Source organism: Devosia chinhatensis, assembly GCF_000969445.1.
In the GTDB taxonomy this organism is placed as follows: domain Bacteria; phylum Pseudomonadota; class Alphaproteobacteria; order Rhizobiales; family Devosiaceae; genus Devosia; species Devosia chinhatensis.
In genome coordinates this window covers 1,939,107-1,965,333 of record NZ_JZEY01000054.1, presented here as the reverse complement: position 1 = coordinate 1,965,333, position 26,227 = coordinate 1,939,107, and the positions used below count along the sequence as shown (strand labels likewise).

The window sequence follows — 26,227 nt, the reverse complement described above, 5'->3', positions numbered from 1 at the left end:
ACGCGGAGCCCATCATGACCGAGCCCAGACCTGAACCGTTGAATGCAAGGGCCGGTACCGCCCCGAAAAATGTCGGCGCAGATGAGGTGCGTCGGGGCACGATCGCTGCGCTCACGGCCTATATGCTCTGGGGCTTCCTGCCGATCCTGTTCCGATTGCTGGACCAAGCCGGGTCGGTGCTGATCGTCGCGGAGCGCAGCATCTGGTCACTGGTTTTTCTGGCTTTCGTACTTTTTGCGATGCGGGGCTTTCGCGACGTCGTCGATCTGCTTGCAGACTGGCGTCGCATGCGCGTTGTCGCGCTCTCCTCATTGCTCCTGATCGGCAATTGGCTGCTTTTCGTGTGGGCGGTGGAAACCGGGCAATTGCTCGAGATCAGCTTCGGCTATTTCATCAATCCGCTCGTCAATGTGGCGATCGGCATGATCTTGCTGGGCGAGCGGCAGAACCGCCTGCAAAGTCTGGCGATCGGGATCGCAACGATTGCCATCCTGGTTCAGGCAGCCGGACTGGGAAATATCCCTTTTGTTGCCTTAGGCCTCGCCCTGACGTTCGGCTTTTATGGCTTCATTCGCAAAACCGTGCAGGCGGGACCAGCGACGGGCCTTTTCGCTGAGACACTGGTGGCCGCGCCCCTGGCCTTGGGCTATGTGATCTATGATCTCAGCGCCAACGGCCTGGGCGTCCATAGCGATCCAGGCCTGCTTTTCGTGCTGATGCTCACGGGCCCGGCGACAGCTGTGCCATTGCTTTGCTTTGCCTATGGGGTGAGGCGTCTGCGGCTGACAACAATCGGGATGTTTCAATACCTCGCGCCGTCAATCCAGTTTCTCGTCGCCATTCTTCTTTTCGGCGAGCACCTCAATTCAACGCGGCTGTTCAGCTTCGCCCTGATCTGGGTTTCGCTCATGGTCTTTTCCTACGACAGCTTCCGTCGGCATCGCGCGCGCCTCGTCTAGGCCGCGGCTGGCGCGAATGACTTTGACAATGCGCTCGAAACTTGCGGCAAACGGCGTGCCCTCGCGCCAGGCGAGACGCAATTGCCGCCCGGCTGCGGGATCGTCCAGCTGGTGCAGGGCAATACGGGGGTCGTTGCCTTCCTTGCGAAGAGCGATCTGAGGCAAAAGGGTAACGCCTTGGCCGTTGGCAACAAACTCGACAATGGTCGAAAGCGAGGTCGCAGCGAAAGTCCGCGAGCTCGACGCGCCTTCCAGCCGGCAGGCAGATATGGCCTGGTCCCGGAAACAATGACCTTCGTCCAGCAGCAGGATTCGTTCCGGTCGCAGGGCGGCCAGGGAAACAGGTTCTGCCGGCTTTTCGTTCGATGGCGTGGCCAGCACGAAGGGGTCATCGAACAGGGCGCGGGTGGCCAGACGCGGGCCTCCTGCGGGAGGCTCGGTGGCGATCAGCGCAACGTCAAGGCTGCCGTCATGCAGGCCGGAAATCAGAGCATCAGTACGACTTTCGCTGATCGTGAAGCTGAGCTCCGGCACATCCCTGGTCAGCACCGGAAATATTTCCGGCAAAAGGTAGGGCGCAACGGTGGGGATAAGTCCGAACCGCAGGGGACGGCCCGGCCGACCAGCTTGCGCGAGCGCGAAAGTGTCAAGCGCCTCAGCACTGCGAACCGCCTCTCGAGCAAGGTCGACGAATTCGCGGCCGAATGGCGTAAGGCGGGCTCCGCTCTTGAGACGGTCGAAAACCGGCGTGCCGCACAGCGCCTCCAGCGCCAGAATCTGCTGCGACAGGGCTGGCTGGGAAACGGCGCAAGCTTCGGCCGCCCGACCGAAATGACTGAAGCGTGCCACCGCAAGGACGTAGCGCATTTGTCGTAGCGTGATGCCCACGATAATTTCTTCCTATTCTGCTTGGAAGTTTTATCGATTGGTCTAATCGATGTCACGCTCTTATAAGGCCCTATTCATTTACGGAGGCCCCCATGACAGATCCTAACCCGAAACCCGCGGGCGAGTGCCCGATGGGTCATGGCAAGCCCGGCAAGCCAAGCAACAAGAGCTGGTGGCCCGAAGCGCTGGACATTGCTGTCCTGCACACCAATTCCACCCTTTCCGATCCCATGGGGCCGGATTTCGACTATGCCGAGGAGTTCAAGAAACTCGACCTCGCGGCCGTAAAAGCCGACCTGCACGCGCTCATGACCGATTCCAAGGACTGGTGGCCGGCAGATTTCGGTCATTATGGCGGTCTTTTCATCCGCATGGCCTGGCACAGCGCCGGCACCTACCGCATCACCGATGGACGCGGCGGCGCCGGCATGGGCCAGCAGCGTTTTGCTCCGCTCAATTCCTGGCCTGATAACGCAAACCTGGATAAGGCACGTCGCCTGCTCTGGCCGATCAAGCAGAAATACGGCAACCGGATTTCCTGGGCCGATCTGATGATCCTCACCGGCAACGTCGCGCTGGAATCCATGGGCTTCAAGACCTTCGGCTTTGCCGGCGGGCGTGCCGACGTCTGGGAGCCCGAAGAGCTGTATTGGGGGCCTGAGGGCACCTGGTTGGGGGATAGCCGCTATAGCGGCGAGCGCCAGCTGGAAGAGCCGCTGGCCGCCGTGCAGATGGGTTTGATCTACGTGAACCCCGAGGGGCCGAACGGCAATCCCGATCCGGTCGCCGCTGCCCGCGACATTCGCGAAACCTTCCGTCGGATGGCGATGAACGATGAGGAAACCGTGGCGCTGATCGCCGGCGGTCATACGTTTGGCAAAACCCATGGTGCGGGCGACCCCTCCCTGATCGCGGCTGACCCAGAAGGCGCCGATCTCGAAGACCAGGGTCTTGGCTGGAAGAGCTCGTTCAACAGCGGCTCGGGCACCGATTCGATCACGTCGGGTCTTGAGGTAATCTGGACCCAGACGCCGGTCCGCTGGAGCAACTTCTTCTTTGAGAACCTGTTCAAGTTCGAATGGGAGCTGACCGAGAGCCCGGCCGGTGCCAAGCAATGGCAGGCCAAGAATGCCCCGGCCGACATTCCCGATCCGTTCGATCCGAACAAGAAGCGTCTGCCGACCATGCTCACGACCGACTTGTCGTTGCGCTTCGATCCGATCTACGAGAAAATTTCGCGCCGCTTCCTCGAGAACCCCGACCAGTTCGCCGATGCGTTTGCACGGGCCTGGTTCAAGCTGACGCACCGGGACATGGGTCCGAAGGTCCGCTATCTCGGCCCCGAGGTTCCGGCAGAGGATCTGATCTGGCAGGACGTCATTCCCGCAGTTGATCACCCGCTGGTGGATGAGGGCGATATTGCCAACCTCAAGGATCGGGTGCGCAACAGTGGCTTGTCCGTCTCTGAACTGGTGGGCACCGCATGGGCATCTGCGGTCACGTTCCGCAAGTCCGACAAGCGTGGCGGGGCCAATGGCGCTCGCATTCGCCTTGCGCCGCAAAAGGACTGGGAGGTCAACAAGCCTCAGCAGTTGGCCAAGGTCATTACGGCGCTGGAAACCATTCAGGGCGAGTTCAATGCCTCGTCAGGAAACGGAAAGAAGGTCTCCCTGGCCGATCTGATCGTACTCGCCGGCGGTGTCGGCATCGAAATGGCGGCGCAGGCCGCGGGTGATACGGTAACGGTTCCCTTTGCGCCCGGCCGCATGGACGCATCGGCCGAGCAGACCGACGTCGAGTCGTTTGCGGCCCTGCAGCCGCGGGCCGACGCGTTCCGCAATTACCTCAGTGGCCGCCAGTTCATGCAGCCCGAAGAGGCTATGGTGGACCGCGCCCAGCTTCTGGGCCTGACCGGACCGGAAATGACCGTGCTGCTTGGTGGCCTGCGCGTCCTGGACATCGGGGTCACCCGCCATGGTGTGTTGACCGAGCGGCCCGGCACGCTGAGCAACGACTTCTTCACCAACCTTTTGACAATGGACATCGCCTGGCAGCCGCGTGCTGGCGAGGATGGGGTCTATGAGGGGCGGGACCGCGCAAGCGGGGAGCTCAAGTGGACCGGCACGCGCGTCGATCTGATCTTCGGCTCGCATTCGCAGTTGCGGGCCTTCGCCGAAGTCTACGCGCAGGCCGACTCGCCAGAAAAGTTCACGCGCCATTTCATTGCCGCGTGGACCAAGGTGATGAACGCAGACCGGTTCGATCTGCGCTGATCCAAGCCATTTGACAGACCGGCCCCGGAACCTGGTTCCGGGGCCGTTTCACGTCTGGGCAAGGGTCGGTACAATTTGAGTCAAATCCCCAATGCTGCCTTCAGGTCCCGCAAGACCTTCGCGGTCAAGGTGGTCGTGAACATACGGCAGAAGCCGGGAGAGACGATCCATGACCGATGTCACCACCGAACTGGACGAGAGCCACCGGGCCTTTGCCAATTTTCGTGTCTTGAACGGCGAGGATAACCATTCGGAACGCGAACAATTGTTCCGGAACATGGCGCGGCTGTTTAGTTTCGTTTCCGATCGGTGCGATGACGATCAGGTGGCCCAATATGACGAGGTGCTGTGCCAGCTGGCGGAGCTGGTCGAGGTCGAGGCGCGGGTTCACGTCGCCAAGCTGCTCGCGCCGCTCGACCGGGCTCCGGGGACGGTGGTGCTAAAGCTGGCGAACGACGATATCGAGGTCGCCCGGCCCCTGCTTGAATTTTCCAGCGTCCTCAGCGACGACGATCTCATCGATATCATCGCCAAGCAGTCCGAAGATCACCGCATTGCCATTGCCGGTCGCCCGGGCCTCAATGAACGGGTCGGTGGAGCCATCGCAGAGTTTGGGGATACCGCAAGCGTGGTGCGCCTCGTGCGCAATTCTCAAGCAGAACTGGACCGGTCCACCGTCGAAAAACTGGTGGAGCGGGCGAGCAAAGATGCCGAAATTGCCGCCGACTTGCGCGGCCGCACCGATATCGACTGGAAATCCCTGCGCGGCGAAATCGATGAAGTCGCCGGCAAGGTCCTGGAAGCTTTTGGTGAAGTGGAGCGCCGGCTGGATCCGGTGGCGGCCGGCAAGGTCAATTCGGTTGTCTACAACCGTATCCGCAACCGGGCAGGCTTCAACGCACAGGAATGGAAGGTCGCCTATAACCAGGTTCGCGGCCTGGCAGACCGCAAGCAGCTCAACGACCGTGCTCTGGCGCGCTTTGCCCGCTTCGGCTACGGCCATCATGCAGCGGCGGCCATGGGGGTGATGCTCAGCGTCTCGCCAGAGGTGGTGGTCAAGTGGCTGGCAAGCCAGGACTATGTCGCGGTGACCGTCGCTCTTCGCGCTGCCAAGGTGACACCGCAATTGTTCGAGGCGATCGTGTCCACGCTGCCATGGCGTGACCTGCCCAGCGAGGGCGACAAGCGCATGGTCCTGTCGCGCTTCGAGGCTCTGGATGGCGAGGACGCGCGGCACATCTTCGAGTTGTGGCGGGCCCATTCGTTTCGCAAGCGGGCAATGACCGAGGACCGGCAGAGCGCCTAAGCACGCACTGGGGTCTCCTGACGTTCCCATCCCGCTGGTGCGCTGACGCCTGCACTGCCCAGGCGTTGCATGTCGTGGCCCGCCGGGCTCTGGAAGACGCGCAGATCGAACTCGCCGAGGACGGCGTAAAGGTGGTCGAAAATGTCTGCCTGGATGCCCTCATAGCTCGCCCAAGCAATGGTGTCCGTGAACGCATAGAGTTCCATGGGCAAGCCTTCAGGGCCGGGGGCGAGCTGCCGCACCATGATGGTCATGCCCTGATGGATGTGGGGATGACTGCGCAGATACGCTTCGGCATAGGCGCGGAACGTGCCGATATTGGTCGAGCGGCGAGTATTGGCAGCATTCCGGGCCCTGTCGCCCAGCTTGCTGTTCCAGTCCGACATTTCCTCACGCTTCTTCTGCAAATAAGGCTCGAGCACGCCGATGGATTCGAGGCGGTCCAGCTCGTCCTGCGCCAAGAACCGGATGCTGCTCTGGTCGATGTGAAGCGATCGCTTGATGCGGCGTCCGCCTGCCTCCTGCATGCCGCGCCAGTTCTTGTAGGGCTCGGTGACCAGCTTGCGGATCGGGATCGTCGTGATCGTCTTGTCGAAATTCTGCACCTTGACCGTATGCAATTCGATCGCGATTACATCGCCGTCTGCCTTCTGGTCAGGCATTTCGATCCAGTCTCCGACGCGAACCATATCCGTGGAGGAAATCTGGATGCCCGCAACCAGGGAGAGCAGAGTATCCTGGAAAACCAGTATCAGGACGGCGGCCATGGCGCCGAGGCCCGAGAGCAGGATCAGCGGCGACTGATCAATCAAGGTCGCGATCATCAAGAGCGCGGCGACCACGTAAACAATGATCTTGAATACCTGAATGTAGCCTTTGATCGGACGGAGGCGCGCGATTGGCCGCCTGTGGTAGATGACGTCGGCGATGTTGAACATGGCGCTGATGGCCATGGCGACGGTGAGGATAATGGTGGCATTGGCGACATTTCGCACCACCACGACGAGGAAGTCAGGCAGGTTGGGAACGAAGGCGATACCGGTCGAAACCACGAGGGCCGGCATGACATTGGCCAGCCGTTCGATCACGCCATGTTTGCGCAATTCCTCGTCACGGCCATAAGGCGTGTAGGAGAGAAGCCTGTTCACCAGCCTGAGCAGGATCACCTTGATGACGAAATTGGCAAAGAGGGCTGCGCCCGCCAGCGCCAAGAGCGCGACCACTGTGCCAAGAATGGGATAGGTGTCGAAGATTTCGAACGGCATGTCTCTCCTTGCGCCCAATCAATAGCTGGAGAGGCAGAGCATCTTGTGGATGCCGCTCACAATTTTTCCAGCGTTAAGGGGGATGGTTTCGTTGCAAGACGCTTTTTTACTGAGCGGCTCGATAGCATGATTTTGTCTTGAGCTCAAACCGAGGGCAATATTTCGATATTTGCAGCGTGTCTTGTGGGCATCAGGGCCAATCAGCGCGCCTTTGAATTGAGATTGCAGAACGGGCTGGACCCGGACGCCGAAGTAGATATAAAGATGTCTTTATATCTGAGGTGTCCATGAGCGGTTTGAGTGATCTTGTTGGGGTGTTGAAGGCGGCGGGCGAAAGTACCCGCCTTCGCTTGCTCGCGCTTCTGGCCGACGGCGATCACTCGGTCAAGGATCTCACCGAAATCCTCGATCAGAGCCAGCCGAGGGTTTCGCGGCACCTCAAGTTGCTGGCCGATGCCGGCTTGGTCCAGCGTCACGCAGAGGGAGCCTGGGCCTATTATCGGTTGGCGCCCGAAGGGCAGGGGGCAGAGCTTGCCCGTTGGCTGACCGCACGGGTGGACTCGACCGATGCCGAGCGCCGCCGCGACCAAGAGCGGCAGGCGCAGTTGCGGGCGACGCAGCAAGCCCTAGCTGCAGATTATTTCGCCCAGGTTGCGGAAAGCTGGGACCTGCTCCGGACGCTGCATGTCCCGGAAGCGGCGGTGGAAGGGGCAGTGCTGGCAGAGATGGCTGGCCGAAGCGTGGATCTTCTGGTCGATCTCGGTACCGGCACCGGTCGCATGCTGGAGGTTTTGGCGCCGGCCTATCGGCGTGGCGTGGGTGTCGACTCGAGCCGTGAAATGCTCGCCGTCGCCCGGTCGCGCCTCGCTGCCGCGGGCCTGACCAATGCCCAGGTACGGCTGGGCGACATCGCCGCACTTGATCCCGCAATTGGTCCTGCCGATGTGATCGTCATCCATCAGGTGCTGCATTATTTCGACGACCCGGGCCGCATGCTGGCGCAAGCCCGGCGCCTGCTCAAGCCTGGCGGGGAAATCCTCATTGTCGATTTCGCTCCCCATCAGCTTGAGTTCCTGCGCGCCGACCACGCCCATCGCCGACTGGGCCTGTCGCGCGAGCAGATGAACGGCTGGGCCTCGATTGCAGGACTCGACGTGCTCGCGATGCGAGAATTTCCAGGTGATTCCAAGGATCAGGGGCTGACAGTCTGTCTCTGGCGCCTTCAGGACCGCAGCAGGACGGACTAATTGATGATCGACGACACACTTCGCCCCAGCCGCCAGACCGCAGACGAACGTCCGGACCTGCAGCTTTCCTTCGAGTTTTTCCCGCCAAAGACCGACGCCATGGAGGAGCGGTTCTGGGAAAGCATTCACAAGCTTGCACCGCTGCATCCGCGGTTCGTGTCGGTCACCTATGGGGCCGGCGGCTCGACGCGGGAACGGACGCTGCGCATGGTCAGTCGCATCAAGACGGATACGGGTGTCGCGGCTGCGGCCCATCTGACCTGCGTAGGCGCAACGCGTGAGGAAGTCGACGAGGTCGTCCGCGGTTATCAGCAGGCTGGCGTTAGCAGCATAGTGGCCCTTCGCGGCGATCCGCCGGAGGGGGTTGGCCAACCCTTCACACCGCACCCGGACGGCTACCAGAATGCCGCCGATCTCGTGGGCGGCATTCGGCGTATTGGCGATTTCGACATTTCTGTTGCGGCCTATCCGGAAAAGCATCCGCAAAGCGTCACTTGGGATGCCGATATCGACAATCTCAAACGCAAGCTCGATGCGGGTGCCAATCGTGCCATCACGCAGATGTTCTTCAGCAATGGCGACTTCCTGCGCTATCTGGAGCGAGCCCGAAAGGCCGGGGTGACGGCGCCCATCGTACCGGGCATCCAGCCAATTCATTCCTTCAAGCAGATTTCGGGTTTTGCAGCGCGCTGCGGCGCCTCGATCCCGGCTTGGCTGGCGGAGCGCTTTGAAGGACTGGAAGACGATCCCGATACGCACGCCCTGGTGGCGGCCGCCGTCGCGGCGGAGCAGGTCACGGAATTGTTGGACGAGGGTGTCACCGAGTTCCATTTTTACACGCTCAACCGCTCCAATCTGGTGCTCGCACTGGCCCGATTGCTCGGGCGGCGGCCCTGAGACGGGGCGTTCATCGTCCGTTCAGGCAGGGCTCTTCACATTGGCGCGGCCACCCTTCCATAATCTGGCCATGAAGAGGGGCATGTTCGCCGCCTTGAGGGCCACGCCGTTCCGGAATGATGCCAATGCAGTTTGATCGCCGTCGCGTAACCAATGGTCTGGCCTGGGCAGGGGCCGCACTCATCGTGGCTGTGCCGACCGCGGACCTGATCGCCCGCCAGTTTTCTTCGACGCCCGATCCGCAGGTGGCAGTGGTGGAAGAAGCGACGAGCGAGGTCGAGCCGCAAAGCGAGCAGGTTGCCGCCGTTGAGCCGTCTGCCCCCGCTGCTGAAAGTGTGCCTGAGGCTGCGCCGCAGTCGACGGCTGCACCGATTGCGACAAGCGGAGATGCCGTGGATTCGTATCTGGAAAGCGGCCGGGCGTTGCCCAGCTATATAAGCAATGGTGCGAGCCCTTCGACGGCCAATGCGAATGCCCCGGCACCGACGACAGTCGCTCCGCAATCTCCTCCGGCCCGTCCGAGTGCGCCCGAAGTCACCCAGAGCGCCGCGATTTCGCCGCAGCCGGCCCAGCCCTCTTCACAAGTCGAACAGACGACGACACGACCGATCATCACCGCGCCGCGTGCCGTTACCGGGTTTCCGACCCCTGTATCCGAACGGCCCCGCCCGGTACCGGTGCAAAGCGCCACTCCACAACCTGTGGTCCAGCCCGCAGCGCCCCCGCTCATCATCGATACGCCCGATCCGGTCATCACCGCCCAGGATCTAGAGGATTGGGAGACCGGACCCTTATCGGACTTTCTGGCCAATCGCAGTGGCCAGCGCGGCGGAGGCCAATCCAACCAATACACACCGGAGGGGTTCTGGCTCGATCAAGGCCCACAAGGCACGAGCGGTCAGTCCTATCCCCGCGCCTATGACGATTACTATTACCCGTTCGGCCAATAGGGCAGGGCTCACATGCGGGCCGGGCATGGACCTGAGGATCGCCAGCAGATAGTCTGCGCGCGAATACGAGAAGGTCCAAAAATGCTGTGCTGCGTGCGCAAGGCTGAAGAAAACCGGGATGTGTGGCACAAGTTCGCGCATTTTCTCGGCTCGTTCTCGGGCCGCACCGGGCTCGCCGGAAAAATCGCCGACATCCTCGATCCCGATACCTGGTTGCCCGGTGGGCGCGACGCTGCCTTCACGCTCGCCCTGATTGCCCTATCGGCCAAAATGGCCGTGGCCGATGGCGCGGTGACCGCGTCAGAAGTGCGCGCATTCAATGCTACTGTAGACATTGCCAAGGGCAGCGAACCGCAGGTCGAGCGGCTCTTCAACCTCGCCAAGCAGGATGTTGCGGGCTACGACGCCTATGCCCGCAAGGTAGCTCGGTTTTTTGCCGACACCCCCGAAACGCTCGAACACGTGCTCGATGGCTTGTTCTTCATTGCCACGGCAGATGGCCTCGTGCACGAGGCCGAACTGGACTATCTGCGCGATGTCAGCGCCATCTTCGGGTTTGATGAGGCGCGTTTCGAGCAGATTGCGTCCCAGCATGTGATGCTTGGTGCGGGTGTTGACCCATACATGGTGCTCGGCCTGTCTCATGATGCGCCACCGGAAGAAGTTCGCCGCGTCTATCGTCTGCTGGTCGCCGAGCACCATCCGGACAGGTTGATCGCCAAGGGCGTGCCCGAGGACCTGATCGACATGGCGACGGCGCGCATGTCGGCGATCAATCTGGCCTATCAGGCTATTACCAAGCCCAAGACGCCCAAGCTTCTGACAGCATAGCACGCTGCCGCACTTGACGCCGGCATTGGCCTCCCGCACATAGGCGCGGCCAGTTGACCGGGTGGCCGCTGGCATGGGGGTAACCTCATGCCGGAGGAAAGTCCGGGCTCCATCGAAACACGGTGACGGCTAACAGCCGCCGGGGGCGACCCCAGGGAAAGTGCCACAGAAAGCAAACCGCTCCGGCCTGACCGGAGTAAGGATGAAAGGGTGCGGTAAGAGCGCACCGGGCGCCTGGCGACAGGAGCCGCACGGTAAACCCCACCGGGAGCAAGACCAAATAGGGATGACGCGGGGAAACCCAGCCTGTTTCGAGGCCATGTCGTCCGGGTTGGTTGCACGAGCGCGCCGGCAACGGCCGCCGCAGATGAATGGTCACCACGTCGTGGAAACACGGCCCTACAGAACCCGGCTTATAGGTCAACTGGCGTTGACTCCTGCCGTCCATCGTCGCTAAACGATGCGCTTTCCTCCGCCGAACCACCGGCGGGCACACGCTGGTTGGAGTTTGGCGCGATGCCCCTGGCTACCCCCTATTATCTCGTCGACGAGCAGGCTCTCGACCGCAATCTTGCCCGGATCGACCGGTTGCGGGCTCTTTCCGGCGCCAAGTGCGTCATGGCGCTCAAAGCCTTTGCGACCTGGGCGACCTTCCCCCAGATCGCCCCCCATATGGATGGCTCGACGTCGTCTTCACTCAATGAAGTAAAGCTGGGCCGCGAGAAATTCCCCGGCGAAACCCATGCCTATTCCGTGGCCTGGTCGGATGGCGAGATCGATGACGCCATTGCCCATGCGGACAAGATCATCTTCAATTCGATCAGCCAGCTTGATCGGTTCGGCAGCAAGGCCAGCCATATTCCAGTGGGACTGAGGGTCAATCCCGGCGTCAGCCATTCGCATTTCGACCTGGCCGATCCCGCTCGGCCGTTCAGCCGATTGGGCGAGAGCGATATCGGTAAGGTCGAAGCGGTAATGGACCGGATTTCGGGCTTCATGATCCATTGCAATTGCGAGAACGATTCCTTCGCGTCCTTCGCTGCGCTACTCGACACATTCGAAAGCAAGCTGGGCCACCTTTTTGAGAGGATCGACTGGATCAGCTTCGGCGGGGGTATTCACTTCACGGGGGAGAACTACGCGCTCGAGGCGCTGGCCCAACGCCTCAAAGCTTTTGCGGCGAAATATGATCTCCAGGTCTATCTGGAGCCGGGCGATGCCGTCGTCACGCAGACGACCACGCTGGAGCTCTCGGTGCTCGATATTGTCGAGAACGGAAAGGCTATCGCCATTGTCGATAGCGCTGTCGAAGCCCATATGCTGGATCTGCTCGTCTATCGTGAGACGGCAAGCGTGGCACCAAATGCCGGGCAGCACCGTTATGTCATCGCCGGCAAGTCATGCCTTGCCGGCGACGTGTTCGGGGAGTTCGATTTTCCCGAAAAGCTAGAGATCGGCAGCCGCGTTACGCTGCTCAACGCCGGTGGATACACGATGGTGAAGAAAAACTGGTTCAATGGCGTGGCAATGCCCGCTATAGCCATTCGCAGAAAAAACGGCACGATCGAACTCGTCAAGGAATTCGATTATGCCGACTACGTCGCCAGCCTGTCCTGAGGACAGGCTGATCCCGTCCACCGAGAAAAAGGTGTTTCGTGCCAATTGAAAAAGAACCTGCTGATCATCGGCGCCGGAGGTGTCGCGCAAGTCGCTGCGTTTAAGGCGGCAATGCACAACGATGTGCTCGGAGACATTCACATTGCCTCCCGCACCCTATCCAAATGCGAAGCCATCATAGGCTCGATTTTGGAGAAAAAGGCGCTCCGTCGCCCGGGTATCCTCGCAGCCCACCAGCTCGACGCGATGGATATCGAAGCGACCAAGGCCTTGATCCGGCAGACCAAGTGCCAGATCGTTCTCAATGCCGGCTCGGCATTCCTCAACATGAGCATCCTGCGCGCCTGTATCGACATGGGTGTTGCCTATATCGACACGGCCATTCACGAAGACCCCAAAAAGGTCTGCGAGACCCCGCCCTGGTATGGCAATTACGAATGGAAGCATCGCGAGGCATGCGAGCGCAAGGGCGTTACAGCCGTGCTCGGCGCCGGGTTTGATCCGGGCGTTGTCAACGCCTATGCGGCGCTGGCGGCACAGGCCTATTTCGATCGTGTCGACAGTATCGACATCATCGACGTCAATGCCGGCAGCCACGGCCGTTATTTCGCGACGAATTTCGATCCGGAGATCAACTTCCGGGAATTCACCGGAACGGTGTGGAGCTGGCAGGAAAGCCAGTGGCGCGCCAACAAGATGTTCGAGATCAAGCGAACGGACGAATTGCCTGTCGTCGGCGCCCAGACAACCTATCTGACCGGTCATGACGAAGTGCATTCGCTGTCTGCCAATCTGGACGTCCCGGATATCCGGTTCTGGATGGGCTTCGGCGAGCACTATATCAATGTGTTCACGGTGTTGAACAATCTGGGTCTGCTGTCGGAAAAGCCGGTGGTTACGGCCGAAGGGCTTGAAGTCGTGCCGCTCAAGGTGGTCAAAGCCGTGCTGCCCGACCCGATGTCCCTGGCTCCCGACTATACCGGAAAGACTTTCATCGGCGACCTGGTGAAGGGAGTTCGCGACGGGGTCGAAGCCGAATTGCTGGTCTACAATATCTCAGACCACGAGGCCGCCTATTCCGAGACCAACAGCCAGGCGATTTCCTACACCGCCGGCGTGCCAGCCATCGCAGCGGCAATGCTGATCGCCCGGGGCGACTGGGATTGCCATCACATGGCCAATGTCGAGGAATTGCCGCCAGTGCCGTTCATCGATCTGCTTGGAAACATGGGCCTGCCCACCCGGATACGCGATGCGAAAGGCGATCGCGCGTTCAACGCGGCCGAGTTCTGCGGGGAACGCAGAAAAATCGCCCGTACCGGCGCATAAGCATCCAACACGGCCGGGCTTGTCCCGGCCGTGTTTTCATTGGGCCACATTTTTATGGCAGAAACGACCTGCCCTTGCGGGAGGTGCTTTGATCACGCGGCGAAGGTGACCAATACCTTGGTGCCGGGGCCGTCGGCATAGGCGATTTCGGCTTCCAGGCTATGCGCCATCGCGCGCACGATTCGCGAGCCCAGACCGGTGCCCTGAGGCTTGCCGACGCCCTTCCAGCCGATGCCGTCGTCTTCCACTACCAGGCGCACCTTGTCGCCCTCGCGCGCCATATGCACCCGGACTTCACCGGGATCACGGTCCGCATAGGCGTATTTCAGCGCATTGGTAACCAGCTCGGTGACAATGACGCCAAGCGAAGCCACCTTCTCGGTGCCCATGAGGAAGCCGTCCACATGCACTCGGATGCTGGGCGTGCGGTTTTCGGCCTGCATCGTGTTTTCGAGTTCACCGATCAGGCTATTGAGGTAGTCGCCGATCTGTACCCAGCGGGTGTCGTCGGACGTGTAGAGGTGGCGGTGGACCCCTGCAATTGCCTGGATGCGCGCCTGCGTTTCGCTCAGTGCGCGCTTGGCTTCGAGATCTTCCACGGCATTTGCCTGCAGTCCGACCAAGGCCGCAACCATTGCCAAGGAGTTGGCGACGCGGTGGTTGACCTCCCCCAGCAGCATTTCGGCGCGTTCGCGAGCGTCCTGCATCTCGCGTTCAGCAGTCGCCTTGGCGCGGGCAAGCCGCACATTGGCAATGGCCTGGTCGATAGCGGCCAAGAGCAGTTCCATGAACTCCTCGGTGCCAGACTTTGGTACGAAATCATTGGCCCCGGCTTTAAGCGCAGCAACGGCAATCGCCATTTCCGCAGAGCCGGTCACATAGACTACAGCGGGACGGTCGGGCATGCCCTCGAGCTTCTGCAACAGGTCAAGGCCCGTCCCGGTGGACAGGTAATGGTCCAGTGCCACGACATCGATGCCACCCTTGCCGATGATGTCGAGACCCGAGTCGGCGTCGTCAGCCTGGCTGAAGACGTAACCGCGACGCTGCATGGCTTTCTCGACCAGGCGCGTGAGACCCGGATCGTCATCGATGTAAAGAACATGCGGCGTGCGGTTTGGCATAATGTTCTATTCGGCCTCGGGAATCTGCATGACAGAGAAGAAGAGACCCAATTGCTTGATGGCGTTGGCAAAGCCATCATAGTCCACCGGCTTGGTGATGTAGACATTGGCGCCGAGGTCGTAACAGCGCTGGATTTCGCGCTGGTCGTCGGTGGTTGTCAAGACGACGACTGGAGAGCGGCGGGTATGCTCATTGGCTTTGACCTTCTCGAGAATGTCGATGCCGGTCATGTCAGGAAGATTGAGGTCCAGCAGGACGAGAAGCTGCCGGCCGGTATTGATCATGCCCGTACCGTCTTCCCCGAAGAGATAGGACAGGGCGTCGGTGCCATTGGTGAAGGGGACGATCTCGTTGGCGACACCGGCGCGGCGAATGTTCTTTTCGATGAGGCGGGCATGGCCTTCATCGTCTTCGATCATGATGATAGTGACCGGGCGTGCGTTATTCATGAGCTGGAATTCCCCAGGTAGAACCGCAGATCGCGCGGCAGATTGATGATGAAGGTGGTGCCTTCGCCCAACTTCGATTTGAGAGTGACGTCGCCGCCCAGACTGCGGACCATGGTCCGCACATGGGCCAGGCCGATGCCTTCACCCGGATGGTTCTGCGAACCGGAACGGCGGAACAGTTCGAACACGCGCTCGTGGTCGGTCTCGGCAATGCCGCGACCATTATCTTCTACTTCGATCAGGACGCGATTGCCCGGAACATGACGGGCACTGATCCTGACGCGAAGGGGGCGGCCGGGCTGCTGATACTTGACCGCGTTGTCGAGCATGTTGCCCAGGACCTGCTCGATCGAGAGCTTGTCGGTAATGATCTTGCCGATGCGAATATCGGTGGTGATTTCACCGTCATTGTCAGCCACCTGATGATGGACGGCTGCGGCACTGTTTTCAGCAATCTCGGCGACATCTACTGATTCCGCCTTGAGCTGGCGGCGCCCTTCGCGAGAAATCTTGAGAATAGCGTTGATCAGCCCGTCCATCTTGCGCGTGGCCGCGCGAATGAACGTGATCGCCTCCGGTAAGTCTTCGGTGGCTGCCAGCCGGGCATCCCCTGCCGTCGGATCGTCTTCTTCGGCGGGCCTTGATTGCATGTAAGCCTTGACCGATTCCACACTGGTCTCGAGCTCGCTGGTAAAGCCCATGATATTGACCAGCGGCGCACGCAGATCGTGGGTGACGATGTAGGCGAAGCGTTGAATTTCCTCATTGGCGCGGCCAAGGTCGGACGTACGCTCCTTGACCCGGTCCTCAAGGCTGGCGTTGGCCTCTTCGACAGCATTGCGGGCACGGGCCAGTTCCTGGGTGTAACTGAGTACGGCCCAGATCGCACCGCCTAGGACGAGAAGAATGATGATGCCGCCGCCAATCGAAACCCAGCGCAGTGCCGTGGTGGTGTTGCGTTGGTTGGCGACGCCCTCGACGAGACGATTGTCGATGGCCTCGATCAGCGCGTTGATGAAGAGGCGTGTGGAGTCCATTGCCTCCTTGCCGCGGTCGGTGCGAACCTGCTCGAAAGCGCCCTGAACGTCACCAGATTGGGCAAGGACGATCGTATCGCTCATTTCATCCAGCTTGAGCGCGATGTCCGCCTCGAGCTGGGCGACGGGGGCTTCCGCTTCGGGATAGGGCGCCAGGACACGCTTTAACTCGACCAGCTGGTCGTCGATTTGCTCGAGGGCGTTTTCGTATGGATCAAGATAATCGGGGTCGAGGGTAATAAGATAACCGCGCTGGCCGGTTTCGGCGTCCTGCAAACTGGTGCGCAATTCAATGGCTACCCGTCTTGCGATACGCCCTTCGAGCACTTCGTCAAAATAGACCTGCGAGCGTTCGACCAGCCACACATTGGTGCCCACGATACCGAGCAAGGTCAGCAAACCCACCAGCAGCAGCAGGGCTGTCGAGCGCACGAATGTCTTGCTGGTGATCGGCATTTCGCCTCCGGTTCGGCGCTCTTCATCGCCTGAACGTGATCGGAGGGCAATATGCATATGTTAAGTTGCCCTGTTTTCCGTAGCTTTGTCGGGAAATTGCCGTCCGCGAATGGGAAACAGAATCTTAAGCGTCGCCGTGGCAAGTTCGGTTGGAGTTTATGTATCCGGCTATTTGTCCGGGAGTGGAGTTGTGGCTGATATGGGCAAATTATCCCTGCCCGAAACCGAAGCGACAGAGGGACCCCATGTTCCCGTCTTGCTCGCCGAGGTGCTGGCGGCATTGTCGCCCGGGGTCGGCAGCCGCATTGTGGATGGCACATTCGGGGCAGGGGGCTATTCCCGCGCCCTGCTGTCCGCTGGCGCGCATGTCATTGGCATTGACCGCGATCCGAATGTAGCGCCGCATGTTGCTGCACTGAAGGCAGAATTTCCCGACACGTTCACCTTCGTCGCGGGCACGTTTTCCGAACTCGACAGCGTTGCGGCCGCCTTTGGGCCGGTCGACGGGGTTGTGCTCGATATCGGCGTTTCCTCAATGCAACTGGACGAAGCGGATCGCGGCTTTTCGTTCATGCGTGAAGGGCCGCTCGACATGCGCATGAGCCAGTCCGGCACAAGCGCAGCCGATCTTGTGAACGATCTCGACCAGGAGGCCTTGGCCAATCTGCTTTATGCCTTTGGCGAGGAGCGCAAATCCCGCCGCATTGCGCAGTTCATCGTCGCCGCGCGGCAGGATGGGCCGATTACAAATACGCTGCAGCTGGCCCGCATCATCGAGAAGGCCATTGGTCGCAAGCCCGGAGACGCGCATCCGGCTACCCGCTCGTTCCAGGCGTTGCGGATCGCGGTGAATGCCGAATTCGAACAATTGGTCGAGGGACTGTTTGCCGCCGAACGGTTGCTCGATGTGGGCGGGCGGCTGGCCGTGGTCAGCTTCCATTCCCTCGAAGATCGCATCGTAAAGCGCTTCTTCGACCCCGAAAAAGGTGGACCTGCGACCTCGCGGCACCTGCCGCAGACCGAGAGTGTACCAAGGCGTTGGAAGCCCGTTGCCAAGGCCCTCAAGGCTGGTCCGGACGAGTTGAAGCGCAATCCGCGTGCCCGCTCAGCCGTTTTGCGCAGTGCGGTTCGCACTGGAGAGAAAGCCCGCCCGGTCGATGAGACGGGGCTCAGTGTCCCCAGAATCGGAGGTGCTGCATGATCCGCACCATCAATATCATCCTGATCCTGGCATCCATCGTCATGCTGGCCAGCGTCTATGCGCTCAAGTTCTCCATTGAAGGCACGGCGTCCGAGCGCACGGCGCTGACCGCGTTGATCTCCGAGCAGGAAGGACAGCTCTCCCTGCTCAAGGCCGACTGGGCGGTGCTCAATCAGCCGGGCCATATCGATCCGATCGTCCGCCGGCACGAAGCGGAGTTGCAGATCGCGCAGGTCACGCAGGAGCAGTTCGGCTCGTTCACCGCGCTGCCGATGCGGCCTGCCAAGCCCGACAGCGCGGCCATGGACGCGCTTTTCGAGGCGATCGCGCAAGGCATCGACCCCATCGATGCAATCCTTGAACTTGAGGGTATCGAGTAATGGCCGTCGCTACGGAGGATTACACGCCCACGATCGCGCTCGACGGCGCCCGCAAGCAGCGTGGCAACCTTACGCAAGCCCGCATCCGCTGGATGATCCTGGGGGTTCTGCTCGGCTTCCTGCTGGTCGGAGGACGTCTCGTGCAATTGGGCATGGTGGAAACCGACCAGACGATCGAGGGCCAGACCCGGGATGCTATCCAAGCCAGCCGGCCGCCGATCCTGGACCGGAACGGGCTCGAAATGGCGCTCGATATCCGCGTGCCCTCGCTTTACGCAGAGCCACGCAGGATCATCGACGTCGAAGAGGCCGTGCAGAAGCTGCGCACCGTTCTTCCCAATCTCAGCGAAGAATGGCTGCGCAATCGTCTGAGCGGAGACCGTGGCTTTGTCTGGGTGCAGCGCGAACTCACCCCGGCTATCCAGGAGCAGGTAATGCGCCTTGGTATCCCGGGAATCGACTTCATCACCGAGTCCAAGCGGTTTTATCCCGGCATGAACGAAGCCGCCCATATCCTGGGCTCGACCAATGTCGATAACCAGGGCATTTCGGGCATCGAGCGGGCCATGGATAACGATTCCCTGGCCTTGCTTCAGGAATTGGGCTTGGCGCGCGGTAATGCGCTGACGCCGGTCGATCTTTCTGTCGACATGCGCGTGCAGCACGTGCTGCACAACGAACTGACCGATGCCATGCAGCGCTACCAGTCGATCGCGGCAGCCGGCGTCATCATGGACATCTATTCAGGCGAGGTCATTGCGCTGGCATCCTTGCCGGATTTCAACCCGAACGAGCCCGCCACGGCGCTGGTCAAAGATACTTTCAACCGCATCACCTCGGGCATTTTCGAGCCGGGTTCGATTTTCAAGACCGTCACGCTAGCCGGTGCGCTTGATGCTGGCGCTGTGCGGATGACCGACCAGTTTGATGCCCGCTATGGCGTGCGTTTCGGCCGGTATACGATCAGCGATTTCCACGGCAAGAACCGCATTCTCAGCCTGCCAGAGGTCTACAAATATTCCTCCAATATCGGCACCATCCGCATCATGCAGGAAATGGGCAAGGATAATTTCCGGGCATTCCTGTCGCGCCTCAAGTTCGACCAGCGCGTGGAGTTCGAGCTGCCGGAAATGCGTGTGCCGACAGTGCCCAAGGAGCTGTCCGAAGTCGCTGCAGCCACGGCATCGTTCGGGCACGGGCTTTCGGTCTCTCCGCTGCACATGGTTGCCGCCTATGCCGCATTTGCCAATGGGGGCAATTATATCGCCCCCACGCTCTACAAGCGGAGCGTCGCCGAGGCCGAGCAGCTTTATGAACGCGTATTACAGCCCCAGACCAGTGCCTATATGCGTTACCTCATGCGGCTCAACGCAATCTCGACCGGCGGCTCGGGCTCGCAGATGAATCGCGCTGCGCAGGGCTATCGCGCAGGCGGCAAGACCGGTACTGCCGAAAAGGTCGTGGATGGACGCTACTCGTCCAGCAAGGTCACGAACTTTTTCGCTTCCGCCTTCCCTCTCGACAATCCGCGCTATGCCATGCTGATCATGATCGACGAACCGCAGCGCGAGAATCCGCAATCGGGCACTACGGCCGGCTGGAATGCCGGTGCCATGACGGGCCGGGTGGTGCAACGCGTCGCGCCCATGCTTGGAATCGCGCCTGATTTCAGTGAAATGCTCGACCAGCAGATCGTGCCGCCAGAAGTCCGGCGCATCTTTCCAGAAGGATATTGATCGGTGTCTCTCAGCGTTAGCCAATTGCTCGAAGGATCAGGCGCCCGCCCAAAAAAAGGGCTTGGGGCCGTCTTCGGGCTGAATTCTGACAGCCGCCGGATCGAGCCGGGCGACATCTTCTTCGCATTGCCGGGCGCCAAGGTGCATGGCAATCAGTTCGTGAGCGATGCTGTCGACCGCGGTGCCCTTGCGGTCGTGACGGACACGGCGCCTCCGGGTGATCCGGGCGTGCCGATAATCGTGGTGAAAGATGTCCGGGCAGCCTATGCCCGCGCCGCCTCCCGCGTGTTCGAACCGCAGCCAGAAATCCAGGTGGCCGTCACTGGCACGAATGGCAAGACGTCAGTAGCCTCTTTTGTCCGCCAGATTTGGGAGCATGCCGGCATTGCTGGAGCCAGCATTGGCACGCTGGGCATCGAGACAGCCAATCGCCGCATCGAAGGTGCCCTCACCACTCCCGACTCCCGAACCCTTCACCAGGCCATGCGTGCGCTCAAGGCGCAGGGCATAGACCACGTGGCCCTTGAGGCCTCGAGCCACGGACTGGACCAACACCGGCTTGACGGCATTCACTTTGAGGCGGTCGCGTTCACCAATCTCAGCCGCGACCACCTCGATTACCACGCGGACATGGATGAATACCGCAACGCCAAACTGCGCCTCTTCACCGATCTTCTGGTGGATGGCGGTGCAGCTGTGGTCAATGTGGACGACCCCGAACACGAACAGTTCATGTTTGCGGCCCTGTCAGCCAGCGCGACGCTGCTGACGGTGGGTCGCGAGGGCGCCTATATCGAAATCTTGTCCATTGAGCCGGAGGGCTATGGCCAGCGGGTGGAAATTCGTCATATCGGCGAGAAAGTCAGTTTCCACCTGCAGATCCCAGGAGAATTCCAGGTTTCCAACGCGCTTGTTGCCGCCGCCCTTGCAATGTCGTCGGGCGTCGACAAGACAGACGCCTTTGCAGCACTTTCGCAGCTGGTAGGCGCGCGGGGACGGCTGGAACTGGTCGGCGAATACAATGGCGCTGCTATTTTCGTGGACTATTCCCATAAGCCCGAAGCGCTTCGGATGGCGCTCTCGACCTTGCGGCCATATGCCAAGAACAAATTGTCGGTGGTCTTCGGCTGCGGTGGCGATCGCGATAAGGGCAAGCGCCCTCAAATGGGCGAAATTGCCAGCGACCTTGCTGATGTGGTGATCGTCACCGACGATAATCCACGAACCGAAGAAGCAGCTTCCATACGCGCCGAGGTACTGGCCGGTGCAAAGGGGGCACGCGAAATTGCCGACCGCAAAGTCGCAATCAGGGAGTCTGTTCGGGCTCTTCAGCCAGGCGACGTCCTGCTGGTCGCGGGCAAGGGGCATGAGACCTACCAGATCATCGGGACCACGAAGCACCATTTCTCCGATCATGAAGAAGTGCTGGCCGCGATCAACACGTAGCGGGATCCTCTCATTCTCCTCGGGGGGCGCGGGAAGGGGTTGCGGCAGGGCCCTCGGCAAGCGTATCTCCTGCGACCCTTCCTCAAGCGTCGGCGAGCATTGATGACCAAAGCCCTTTTCACTCTCGACGCCGTCCTCGAGGCCACGGGCGGACGCGCCCAGGATGTCGAGGCGTCCGAGATCAACTCCATTTCCATCGACAGCCGCGAACTGGGCCCGGATGCCCTGTTCGTCGCCATCAAGGGAGACAGGTTCGACGGGCACGATTTCGTCGACACAGCCCTTGCCAATGGTGCGGTGGCGGCTCTTGTGAGCGAAGGCAATGGGAAGGGGAAGGGCCGCATCGTGGTGCAGGACGCGCTTGGTGGCCTGCGCGATCTGGCCCGGGCTGCCCGTCAACGCAATCGCGGCTTCATCGTCGGCGTGACCGGCAGCGTTGGCAAGACCACGACAAAGGAAGCGTTGCGGACGATCTTTGAGGCGGCGGGTCAGACGCATGCATCCATCAAAAGCTTCAACAATCACTGGGGCGTCCCGCTGACGCTGGCGCGCCTACCGGAAAGTGCCCAGTTCGGCGTGTTCGAAATGGGCATGAATGCGCCCGACGAAATCAGGCCGCTCAGCCAGATGGTGCGTCCGCATGTGGCGGTGATCACTGCCGTGGCGCCCGTGCACCTCGAGGGGCTGGGCAGCACGGAGGCCATTGCCCGTGCCAAAGCGGAAATCTTCGATGGGCTCGAGCCGGGCGGCACGGCCGTACTCAATGCCGATCACCAGCATCTGACGCAGCTTATGGATGCTGCAAAGGCCGCAGGCGTCGCCAACATCGTGACCTACGGGTTTTCGCGCGGGGTGGATTGGCAAATTCTGGACGCCCAATCGGCCGGCGAGCAGAGCTTTGCCACGATCCAGCATGCAGGCGAGCGTTTCGCCATGACGTTCGCCATACCGGGACGGCACATGCTGTCCAATGCGACAGCGGCCTTGGCTGTGGCGCATCTGGCGGGGGTGAGTCCCGAGGAGGGGCTCCGAGCGTTGGCAGGATTGCGAGCGCAGGCTGGCAGAGGACAGCGCCGCCCGTTGGGACCGGCAGAAAAGCCATTGGTTCTGATCAATGAAAGTTACAACGCCAATCCCGTTGCGGTGAGTGCCGCGCTGTCGGTTTTCGCCGATGTCGATGCCCCCGGAGGACGCAAAGTGCTGGTTCTGGGCGATATGCTGGAACTCGGCGACCAGGCAGAGGCGCTCCATGCCGGGCTGAACGAGGCAGTGCGCGCGAGCGGCGCCACGCGTGTGCACCTGGTGGGGCCGCACATGGCAGCACTGGCGGCAGCGTTGCCTGCAGCATTGGTGGCCAGCCATTTCCGGACGGCCGAAGAAGCCGAAGACGTTATCATCGCCGACCTTGCCTATGGAGACGCAGTTATGATCAAAGGGTCCAACGGTGTCGGGCTGTCGCGCATAGTGAATGCGCTCGTCGCGCGCTTCGAACACAGCTGAAACACCAAGCCAATAGCGGATCAGAATGCTCTATTTCCTCGGCCAGCTGGGCGAACAATTCACCGCCTTCAACGTCTTCCGCTACATCACCTTCCGCACGGCGGGAGCGGTGGTGACCGCGTTGTTCTTCGTGTTTCTGTTCGGTCCGGGCATGATCGCGCTGCTGCGCGTCAAGCAGGGCCGCGGCCAACCGATCCGCGAGGATGGGCCGGCCGGTCACCTGCTGACCAAGAAGGGTACCCCCACAATGGGTGGCCTGATGATCCTCTCGGGTGCAGTGATCTCGACGCTATTGTGGTCGAACCTGACCAATGGCTATGTCTGGGTAGTTTTGTTCGTCACCGTGGGCTTCGGTGCCATCGGGTTTTACGACGACTATCTCAAGGTTAAACGTATGAGCCATACCGGCTTTGGCTCCAAGCAGCGGTTGCTTTTGGAGGCACTGATCGGCGGCGTCGCGGCCTTTGCCATTTCCCAACTCGCACAGGGCGCCTACGGCACCTCGCTGCTCTTTCCGTTCGTCAAGGACTTGGCACTGAACCTGGGCTATTTCTACATCCTGTTCGGTGGGTTCGTGGTTGTGGCGGCGGGTAATTCTGTCAATCTCACTGACGGCCTCGACGGGCTCGCTATTGTGCCGGTCATGGTGGCTGCCGCCTGTTTCGGACTTATCGCCTATCTCGTGGGTTCGCAGAACTATGCCGATTATCTGCTGCTCAACGCAGTACCGGGTACGGCGGAGCTTGCCGTGGTGTGTGGCGCACTGATCGGTGCCGGCCTGGGCTTTTTGTGGTTCAACGCGCCTCCTGCCCAGATTTTCATGGGCGACACCGGTTCGCTCGCCTTGGGCGGTGCGCTCGGTGCCATTGCTGTCGCGACCAAGCATGAAATCGTCCTGGCCATTATCGGCGGACTGTTCGTGCTCGAAACTGTTTCGGTGATTGTGCAGGTGACGTCGTTCAAGCTCACGGGCAAACGCGTCTTCCGAATGGCGCCGATCCATCACCATTTCGAGCATATGGGATGGACCGAAAGCCAGGTGGTGATCCGCTTCTGGATCATTTCCTTCGTGTTGGCGCTGATCGGCTTGTCCAGCCTCAAGCTGCGCTAGAGCGGCGGGCGGGCAAAACCCTTGACGAGGATGGGGCCTGTGGGCCGGCCGGTGGGCGAACCGCCCTCGGGCTCCAGCGTGATCTCATACAATTGACCTGCCTGGGCCGGTGGCAGCCCGGCGCCAGCGAGGCGCAGCGTCTGCGGCTCCTCGAAAATGCCCAGCGATACCGGGCCGGTTTCCGCGTCCGGCAGCGTCCAGACTTCGAACACGCGATCTTCTGGCAGGATGAACCGCTCCAGCGGCACAAGCTGCACCGAGTCGTCGGCATAGGCTTCGATGATGGCCGCTGGCTGTGCGCCGCCGTCTTCTGTCAGAAGCACCGCAATCATCACGGGCTGCCGCTGACTCGTGAGCATCGTGCCCGCCAGGTATCCGACGCCGAGCGAGACGACGACACTTGCCGCCAGGGCCATGCGGCGCATCCAGCGATTGTCATTTGCGGCAACAGGCGCCGCAGGGTGCAGAGGATTGGCGGGCGAAACGCCGTCCAAGTGCAGTGCGATACGGTCCCAGAGCGCCGGGTCGGGTGCAATGCTCCCCGCGGTATCATCCAGTTTTTCGAGGTGTGTGCGGAATTTATCCAGCGCGGCGACCAGTTCGGGCTCTGCTGCGAGGCGGCCTTTGAAGGCGGCGCGCTCCGCGCCATCCAACAGGTCCAGGGCATATTCGCCGATGCGTTCGATGTCCTCGGGCGTCATGACAGGCACTCCTGCAGAGCGCTGACGCCGCGCCGCACCCAGGATTTTACGGTCCCCAGCGGCACATTCATGGTGGCGGCAGCCTCGCCGTGATTAAGGCCGGTCACATAGCAGAGCAGGATGGCTTCGCGCTTGGGTGCATCGAGTGACGACAGACAATGGCGAATGGCATCCTTGATCGAGAGCGCCTCGAAGGCATCACGCGCATCGCTGGCACGATCGCCCAGTTCCGCCAGCTTCTCACCATCCTCATAATCAATGCGAGCGCCGTCGCGGAGCATGTTGAGGGCACGGTTGCGCACCATGACGGTCAGCCAGCCGCGTGCCGTGCCGCGCTGCGGATCAAAGCCGGTCGCCGTCCGCCAGACGGACAGAAATGTTTCCTGCACAGCTTCCTCGGCCAGGTCGCGGCGGCGCAGCAGACGCTGCGCAATTGCCAACAGACGGCCAGCCTCGGCCTCGAAGAGACGCGCAAGTGCGTGGCGGTTACCCCTGGCAATGTCCAGGATCAAGGCTTCGGGCGTTTCGAGAACGGTCATTTTGGCAGGATGGCTTTATTTGGCACTCCTGTCGATTACCCGCGTATGGCCCATTGTGGATGCAGCGCGATTTTTTTTCGTCCCGGTGCATCTGCAGGGTGCCTCCCATGTGTACCCCCTTTGTAACGGCGCCCGGAGGCGCCCACAGAGGAGACGTTCAAATGACCAAATCTTCCCTTCTCGTCCTGCGCGCCGGCCTTGTCCTGGGTGCCACCGGTCTGTTGGCAAGTGCTGCCTATGCTGCTCCCGCTGTCGGCCTCGTGAATGGCACGACGCTGGTGATGTTCGATACCGAGACCCGCGCCGTTTCCGGCACGATGGATGTCACTGGCGTTGACGGTCTGGCCGGCATCGACGTGCGCCCGGCGGATCAGTGGCTGTATGGCGTGACGCTTTCGGGCGAAGTGGTGACCATCGATACCGCGACTGGCGAAGCAACCATGAAGTCGACGCTGTCCGAAAAGCTGCCGAGCTATGAAGGCGCTATTGTGGACTTCAATCCGGTCGCTGATCGCCTGCGTCTGATGGGCACCGATGGCACCAACCACCGCGTCAATGTCGATGATGGCATGGTGACCGTCGACGGTTCGCTCGCTTTTGAAGCCGGCGATATGCATGAAGGCGAGACGCCCGCAGTCGTGGCCGCCGCGTATACTAATTCCATCGGCACGCCCGAAGCCACCAAGATGTTTGACATCGACGCTACCATCGTCGCCCTGCTGCAGCAGGTCTCGCCCAATGACGGCACGCTTGCCGCCATCGGCAAGCTTGGTGTCGAAGGTGGTTCGACCTATGCCTTCGACATTGCTGCAACCGCCGAGCTCGAAAACACCGCTTACCTGGTGGTGGACAATGTCCTGCACACCGTCGATCTCGAAACCGGCGCCGCCGAAGCCTGGGGAGAGATCGAGGGCGTCGATGGCATGATCTCCGATATCGCCATCCTGCCGTAAGCGCTTGGCATAATATTGATACCCGGACCCA

The 26,227-nt window shown here is 61.0% G+C and carries 23 protein-coding genes and 1 other RNA gene; 17 read left to right on the top strand and 7 right to left on the bottom strand.

Features of this window, described 5'->3' with window-relative positions:
- Positions 1 to 14 precede the first annotated feature (14 nt).
- Positions 15 to 959 carry an EamA family transporter RarD gene (gene rarD / locus VE26_RS09495; RefSeq protein ID WP_084620185.1) on the top strand — a complete coding sequence of 315 codons (945 nt, stop codon included), beginning with the start codon at positions 15 to 17 and terminating at the stop codon, positions 957 to 959.
- Here the strand turns inward: rarD and VE26_RS17440 are convergent.
- Positions 867 to 1,847 carry a hydrogen peroxide-inducible genes activator gene (locus tag VE26_RS17440; RefSeq protein WP_152658781.1) on the bottom strand — a complete coding sequence of 327 codons (981 nt, stop codon included), beginning with the start codon at positions 1,845 to 1,847 and terminating at the stop codon, positions 867 to 869. The genes rarD and VE26_RS17440 overlap by 93 nt on opposite strands.
- A gap of 92 nt (positions 1,848 to 1,939) precedes the next feature.
- Here VE26_RS17440 and katG point away from each other — a divergent pair, with 92 nt between their 5' ends.
- Entirely contained in the window at positions 1,940 to 4,120 is a 2,181-nt protein-coding gene (gene katG, locus VE26_RS09485; protein WP_046104707.1) for a catalase/peroxidase HPI, read from the top strand.
- Positions 4,121 to 4,289: 169 nt separating this feature from the next.
- The gene (locus VE26_RS17130; protein ID WP_052715787.1) at positions 4,290 to 5,426 is read left to right on the top strand and encodes a DUF2336 domain-containing protein; all 1,137 of its coding nucleotides are present in this window, start codon (positions 4,290 to 4,292) and stop codon (positions 5,424 to 5,426) included.
- On the opposite strand, the gene VE26_RS09475 is transcribed toward VE26_RS17130, so the two are convergent.
- Positions 5,423 to 6,691 (bottom strand): mechanosensitive ion channel family protein, encoded by a 1,269-nt coding sequence (locus VE26_RS09475; RefSeq protein ID WP_046104706.1) that lies wholly within the window; start codon positions 6,689 to 6,691, stop codon positions 5,423 to 5,425. The genes VE26_RS17130 and VE26_RS09475 overlap by 4 nt on opposite strands.
- Positions 6,692 to 6,978: 287 nt before the next feature.
- On the opposite strand from VE26_RS09475, the gene VE26_RS09470 reads away from it, so the two are divergent.
- The 7 genes from VE26_RS09470 to VE26_RS09445 all read left to right on the top strand — a co-directional run bounded on the left by VE26_RS09470 (position 6,979) and on the right by VE26_RS09445 (position 13,562).
- Positions 6,979 to 7,938, top strand: a complete 960-nt coding sequence (locus tag VE26_RS09470) for an ArsR/SmtB family transcription factor (protein ID WP_046104705.1) — start codon at positions 6,979 to 6,981, stop codon at positions 7,936 to 7,938.
- Positions 7,939 to 7,941: 3 nt separating this feature from the next.
- Positions 7,942 to 8,835, top strand: a complete 894-nt coding sequence (gene metF, locus VE26_RS09465) for a methylenetetrahydrofolate reductase [NAD(P)H] (RefSeq protein WP_046104704.1) — start codon at positions 7,942 to 7,944, stop codon at positions 8,833 to 8,835.
- Positions 8,836 to 8,960: 125 nt separating this feature from the next.
- Positions 8,961 to 9,785: a hypothetical protein gene (locus VE26_RS09460; protein WP_046104703.1), complete on the top strand. Its 825-nt coding sequence runs from the start codon at positions 8,961 to 8,963 to the stop codon at positions 9,783 to 9,785.
- A 93-nt stretch (positions 9,786 to 9,878) separates the two neighbouring features.
- A complete protein-coding gene (locus tag VE26_RS09455) occupies positions 9,879 to 10,616 on the top strand; it encodes a J domain-containing protein (RefSeq protein ID WP_244465650.1) in 738 nt (245 codons plus the stop codon).
- A gap of 49 nt (positions 10,617 to 10,665) precedes the next feature.
- An RNA gene (gene rnpB / locus VE26_RS17150) (RNase P RNA component class A) lies at positions 10,666 to 11,048 on the top strand.
- Positions 11,049 to 11,132: 84 nt separating this feature from the next.
- A complete protein-coding gene (locus VE26_RS09450) occupies positions 11,133 to 12,233 on the top strand; it encodes a carboxynorspermidine decarboxylase (protein ID WP_046104701.1) in 1,101 nt (366 codons plus the stop codon).
- A gap of 45 nt (positions 12,234 to 12,278) precedes the next feature.
- Complete coding sequence (locus VE26_RS09445; protein ID WP_046104700.1) at positions 12,279 to 13,562, top strand: saccharopine dehydrogenase family protein; 1,284 nt, start codon at positions 12,279 to 12,281, stop codon at positions 13,560 to 13,562.
- A 92-nt stretch (positions 13,563 to 13,654) separates the two neighbouring features.
- Here the strand turns inward: VE26_RS09445 and VE26_RS09440 are convergent, their stop codons facing one another.
- Genes VE26_RS09440 through VE26_RS09430 form a run of 3 tightly spaced genes read right to left on the bottom strand, consistent with a single transcriptional unit; the run spans position 13,655 to position 16,629 of the window.
- On the bottom strand, positions 13,655 to 14,686 hold the full coding sequence (locus VE26_RS09440) for a sensor histidine kinase (protein ID WP_046104699.1): 1,032 nt from the start codon (positions 14,684 to 14,686) through the stop codon (positions 13,655 to 13,657).
- Between the two features lie 6 nt (positions 14,687 to 14,692).
- Positions 14,693 to 15,136 carry a response regulator gene (locus VE26_RS09435; RefSeq protein WP_046104698.1) on the bottom strand — a complete coding sequence of 148 codons (444 nt, stop codon included), beginning with the start codon at positions 15,134 to 15,136 and terminating at the stop codon, positions 14,693 to 14,695.
- A complete protein-coding gene (locus VE26_RS09430) occupies positions 15,133 to 16,629 on the bottom strand; it encodes a sensor histidine kinase (protein ID WP_046104697.1) in 1,497 nt (498 codons plus the stop codon). The genes VE26_RS09435 and VE26_RS09430 overlap by 4 nt, the downstream gene beginning before the upstream one ends.
- A gap of 199 nt (positions 16,630 to 16,828) precedes the next feature.
- On the opposite strand from VE26_RS09430, the gene rsmH reads away from it, so the two are divergent.
- The 6 genes from rsmH to mraY all read left to right on the top strand — a co-directional run bounded on the left by rsmH (position 16,829) and on the right by mraY (position 24,003).
- A complete protein-coding gene (gene rsmH, locus VE26_RS09425) occupies positions 16,829 to 17,830 on the top strand; it encodes a 16S rRNA (cytosine(1402)-N(4))-methyltransferase RsmH (RefSeq protein ID WP_046104696.1) in 1,002 nt (333 codons plus the stop codon).
- Positions 17,827 to 18,210, top strand: coding sequence for a cell division protein FtsL (ftsL, locus tag VE26_RS09420; RefSeq protein ID WP_046104695.1), 384 nt, complete (start codon positions 17,827 to 17,829; stop codon positions 18,208 to 18,210). The genes rsmH and ftsL overlap by 4 nt, the downstream gene beginning before the upstream one ends.
- A complete protein-coding gene (locus VE26_RS09415; RefSeq protein ID WP_046104694.1) occupies positions 18,210 to 19,946 on the top strand; it encodes a peptidoglycan D,D-transpeptidase FtsI family protein in 1,737 nt (578 codons plus the stop codon). The genes ftsL and VE26_RS09415 overlap by 1 nt, the downstream gene beginning before the upstream one ends.
- A gap of 3 nt (positions 19,947 to 19,949) precedes the next feature.
- Positions 19,950 to 21,392 carry a UDP-N-acetylmuramoyl-L-alanyl-D-glutamate--2,6-diaminopimelate ligase gene (locus tag VE26_RS09410; RefSeq protein WP_084620182.1) on the top strand — a complete coding sequence of 481 codons (1,443 nt, stop codon included), beginning with the start codon at positions 19,950 to 19,952 and terminating at the stop codon, positions 21,390 to 21,392.
- A 102-nt stretch (positions 21,393 to 21,494) separates the two neighbouring features.
- The gene (locus VE26_RS09405) at positions 21,495 to 22,892 is read left to right on the top strand and encodes a UDP-N-acetylmuramoyl-tripeptide--D-alanyl-D-alanine ligase (protein ID WP_046104692.1); all 1,398 of its coding nucleotides are present in this window, start codon (positions 21,495 to 21,497) and stop codon (positions 22,890 to 22,892) included.
- A gap of 25 nt (positions 22,893 to 22,917) precedes the next feature.
- Positions 22,918 to 24,003, top strand: coding sequence for a phospho-N-acetylmuramoyl-pentapeptide-transferase (mraY, locus tag VE26_RS09400; RefSeq protein WP_046104691.1), 1,086 nt, complete (start codon positions 22,918 to 22,920; stop codon positions 24,001 to 24,003).
- Here mraY and VE26_RS09395 read toward each other — a convergent pair.
- Positions 24,000 to 24,704 (bottom strand): anti-sigma factor, encoded by a 705-nt coding sequence (locus tag VE26_RS09395; protein ID WP_046104690.1) that lies wholly within the window; start codon positions 24,702 to 24,704, stop codon positions 24,000 to 24,002. The two genes, mraY and VE26_RS09395, sit on opposite strands and share 4 nt — an antisense overlap.
- Positions 24,701 to 25,243 (bottom strand): sigma-70 family RNA polymerase sigma factor, encoded by a 543-nt coding sequence (locus VE26_RS09390; protein ID WP_046104689.1) that lies wholly within the window; start codon positions 25,241 to 25,243, stop codon positions 24,701 to 24,703. The genes VE26_RS09395 and VE26_RS09390 overlap by 4 nt, the downstream gene beginning before the upstream one ends.
- Before the next feature lie 161 nt (positions 25,244 to 25,404).
- Between VE26_RS09390 and VE26_RS09385 the strand changes: the two genes are divergently transcribed.
- Complete coding sequence (locus VE26_RS09385; protein WP_046104688.1) at positions 25,405 to 26,196, top strand: DUF4394 domain-containing protein; 792 nt, start codon at positions 25,405 to 25,407, stop codon at positions 26,194 to 26,196.
- The last annotated feature ends 31 nt before the right edge of the window (positions 26,197 to 26,227 follow it).